This is a genomic window from bacterium (assembly GCA_040755795.1).
GTDB lineage: Bacteria > UBA9089 > CG2-30-40-21 > CG2-30-40-21 > SBAY01 > JBFLXS01.
Genome location: JBFLXS010000351.1, coordinates 1 through 4313 on the forward strand (window position 1 = coordinate 1; position 4313 = coordinate 4313).

At 37.5% G+C, this 4313-nt stretch carries 3 protein-coding genes; all 3 read right to left on the reverse strand.

All coding sequences use genetic code 11. The annotated features are described in order from the left end of the window. Window positions 1-664: dTMP kinase (gene tmk / locus AB1414_16370; GenBank protein MEW6608993.1), on the reverse strand; the 664-nt coding region annotated here is incomplete at its 3' end. Window positions 665-1679: 1015 nt separating this feature from the next. Continuing rightward, a complete protein-coding gene (uvrC, locus tag AB1414_16375) occupies window positions 1680-3335 on the reverse strand; it encodes an excinuclease ABC subunit UvrC (GenBank protein ID MEW6608994.1) in 1656 nt (551 codons plus the stop codon). A 597-nt stretch (window positions 3336-3932) separates the two neighbouring features. Beyond that, window positions 3933-4154 (reverse strand): hypothetical protein, encoded by a 222-nt coding sequence (locus AB1414_16380; GenBank protein ID MEW6608995.1) that lies wholly within the window; start codon window positions 4152-4154, stop codon window positions 3933-3935. Between the last annotated feature and the right edge of the window lie 159 nt (window positions 4155-4313).

The following is a 4313-nucleotide window of genomic DNA, read 5'->3' on the forward strand; positions in this document are numbered from 1 at the left end:
CAATTCCTGAGCATAAATTCAAAATAATTTGATGTATTTCTTCAACACTTTTTTGTCGGTTGATTATTTTCACCCTTGCCGATTCTTGTTTGCTGATTTCAAGGTAACCCTGTCGGACTCGTTGATGGAAATCAAGTGCCTCCTGTTCAATTCTATCTCCCAGACCTGCCGTAGATAAAGTTTTAGCCATTTCCAATCCTTCTTGCGGGTCAACATCCAGAACAAAGGTTAAATCTGGCTTAAGCTCCTGGGTAACCACAGCGTTAAGTTTTTGTATCAAATCTTTATTTAGCCCTCGACCATAACCCTGATAGGCCATCGTAGCGTCAATAAAGCGGTCACAGATAACTATTTTACCTGCCGCTAATGCTGGTTTTATTACCTCCTCGATATGTTGAGCTCTGGCAGATAAATATAGAAATAACTCAGTTAAAGGCGACATATTGGAATTCTCCGGGTCTAACAATATCTGCCTTATCTTATCACTAATCTTAGTTCCACCGGGCTCATAGGTATGAAGGACTTCAAACCCTTTTTCTCGCAATGCCTTTGTAAGTAATTCTGACTGGGTAGTCTTCCCACTACCCTCAGTGCCTTCAAAGGTAATGAACATACTGACACGATTCATTTTTATCATTTTCCTCTGATTTTTTTGGGCGTTCACAGAACGTTGAAATTGGAAATGAAATTGGAAATTCGGTAACCGTTCAGCCACAGAGGCACAGAGTTCACAGAGAATTAAGGAAATTAGCCACATAAGGACACGAATTAACCTCTGACATCCCATAAATGTAGTGCGAACCTTTAGGTTTGCCTTCCGGTTTACCAGAAGCGAGGTTAAAGCCTCGCACTACAAATCTTTTTGTGTATTCCTGTTTATTCGTGGTTATATATTTCCTCTGTGTTCTCTGTGACTCTGTGGCTATATCTCTGAACGGTTACGAAATTCGAAATTAGGGAGAAAGATTCGTAACCGTTCAGCCACAGAGGCACAGAGTTCACAGAGAATTAAGGAAATTAGCCACATAAGGACACGAATTAACCTCTGACATCCCATAAATGTAGTGCGAACCTTTAGGTTTGCCTTCCGGTTTACCAGAAGCGAGGTTAAAGCCTCGCACTACAAATCTTTTTGTGTATTCCTGTTTATTCGTGGTTATATATTTCCTCTGTGTTCTCTGTGACTCTGTGGCTATATCTCTGAACGGTTACGAAATTCGAAATTAGGGAGAAAGATTCTTGATTTTTGTCCCAATTTCTAATTTCTAACCGCAAGATTTCAAACAAAAGTGAACCGTCCCTTATTTGGCATTAACCTCTTCTTCTGTAGAATACCCCAAAAAGTAATATTAACCACCTAGAATTATACAAAATTTACTATTTTTTGTCAATGTTTTTATTGACAAGTTCTGTAATTCAGACACTGGACATCAGACACAAGACTATAGACTCTATTTATGCAGGAAATTAGTGACATTTGGGAAACCATCCTCAAAACTTCACTCCCTGAATTTTCCCTGAGCCTTACCTATGACAGTGACAGTGTCAGTGTCAGTGAAGAAACTCCTTCAACTCATCCAACACTTCCAACTCTTTCTACTCTAAATGGGTTTAAAAGATGAAGGAATAACAGAAGATATAATTCTGTGTTTTATCCGTGTCCATCTGTGGCTGAATAGTTACCTTAATTGTGCACGGATGGCACTTTTTCGTTTAATTTGATGATGATAAGCGATTGCAAATCTATGTGCAGAGTTACGAATTTGTTGAATTAAATGTAAGACATTAGAATCCGGAGGTGGAATCAGACAGGAAGAATGCGTAAATATCTTCTCCCTTTCTCCTTTTTTCTGGGGTTTGGCAAGACTTATTAATGGTATATTTGATATGCCTAAGGAAGATAATACTTTAAAGGCTATATTTAATTGCTGTCTGCCGCCATCAACTAATATTAAATCCGGAAGCGGTTTCTTCTCATTCAAGAGGCGGGTATATCTTCGTCTGATTACCTCTTCTAACATCGCGACATCGCCAGCTAAATCCGCTCCTTTAATTTTAAATCTTCGATATTCACTTTTTTTTGGCTGTGCCTCTTCAAAGACAACTAAAGAACCTACGGCATCTTTACCCGTTAAACAAGATATATCAAATGCCTCAATCCGCTTTGGTAATGTAGGTAGATGGAGATAATTCTGGAGCAAGATAAGTATTTTTATGTTTTCTTCTGCTTTTTGAGATAAAAGACTTACAGCCGCATTTTTTGTCGCCAGGTCAATGAGATATTTTTTTTCGCCCCGTTTTGGAACAGAAATTTTAACCTTTGCCCCTTTTTTTTCATTCAGCCATTCTTTAATGGTATTTTCTTCTTCTATTCTACCAGGCAAAATTAATTCTTTTGGGATAAATGTCTTTCGTGAATAATATTGCTTGACAAAAGCAGTTAGTATTTCGCCTACGGATTCTGTTAAGCCTATTTTCAGGAAGTAATGTTCATCTCCAATCAATCTTCCATCCCTGATTAAGAAAACAACGGCACATATTTGTTTGGGTTCACTCAATTCGGCAATACCAATAATATCCTGGTCAACCCGTGATAGAGAGACAACCTGTTGCCTGGTCATTACATTTTTCAGGGCAAAGATTTGGTCACGAATTATAGCCGATTTCTCAAACCGTAACGCCTGTGCCTCATTCTTCATCTTTATTTTTAGTTCATTGATTAATTCCTCAACCCGACCATTTAAAAACAGGCATACCTGCTCAACCATCTTTTGATAATCTTCTTTGCTAACATTTCCACAACAGGGTGCAAGACATCTTTTAATATCAAAATTAAGGCAGGGTCTTTGCAGTTTTTTACCGGCATTAAGTTTATATTTACAAGTTCTAATCTGGAATATTTCCTGGATTAATTTTAATGTTTGACGCAGATTACCGCTATGAGTATAGGGACCAAAATATTTTGCCCCATCATCCGAAACTCTCCTTGTGGTGAAAATTCCCGGGAACTCTTCCTGTGTTGTAATTTTAAGGAGCGGATAGGTTTTATCGTCTTTGAAAGTAACATTATATCCTGGTTTATATGTTTTAATCAAATTATTTTCTAATATCAACGCCTCTACTTCAGAATTAGCCACGATATAATCCAAATCCGCAATTTTAGCTCTGAGAATTAAATCTTTGGGCAAGGCAGGTCTTTTTTTCTGGAAATATGACCTGACCCGCTTCGATAGACAGGTGGCTTTACCAACATAAATTATCTTACCCGCCTTATCCTTAAACAGATATACACCAGGTTCTTCAGGTAGAGATTTAAGTTTAGAATTTAAAGTCATAACAAGATAAATTTAACATAATAAAGTGATTTTGTAAAGTGTAAATTTTATAGTATTAACCAAAAGTTCACGAGAGCGTTGCATAGAACTTAAGGCTATATTTACGGTGCGTGGCATTGTGTTACCTCATTTCTTGCCATCTTTTTGTATTTCTTGACATTTTGGAGTCCCAAAAGACAACCCAGAGGATCATTAACCAGTCGATATAGCAGTTATTATTCAAAACTTTACTTAGACTTGATGTTCAAGTTTTTTAAAGGTATAAAGATTTAACCGCAAAGAGCGCAAAGGAAGATTTCGCAAAGGACGCAAAGGAAGGAAAATAAGGTGGTGAACAACCTATTGCTTTGTTAAGTTTGCTTTGCTATGTTTAGAAAGTTATCGGTTATCAGGTTATCGGTGAAGAGAAAACAATGACCTGTTATCTCCGATTACTGATTACCGATTACCTAAGTAACATGCAACTTCAATCTTAACAGAGCACTATAATCTTTGCGTTCTTTGCGGTTAATTTCTTTGAGTTCTTTGCGGTTAAAAAAGGATAAACCACTTAATCTTAAAAAAAACGGTAACTATTCACCATTCACCATTTCTTCCCTAAATTTCCTTAATAATGGTGAATGGTGAATTGTCAATTGTGAATTGTGAATTATCACTCTTCACGGTGTCAAGCAAACCTGGCCCAAGAGTTCGATGCACCGCTATAGCGCATCCAATGACTCTATTCGATAATTCATCAAATTTCACTTCGTGCTCTCCGTGCCCTTCGTGGTGAATAGTTACGATTTGTCTTCTTATCCCCCTATCTCCCTCCATCATCTCCCTATCCCCTTCGTTCGATTTTGCAAAGATGAGAGCGTTGCAAATGTCTTTTAGTTATGGTGCGGGTTTGGGGTGAGTTTTGAGTGATAAAAGATGCCAAAACGATAAAAAAGAGATAATTTGCTTAGTTGACATCAAAAAGAGGAGGTGTTATAT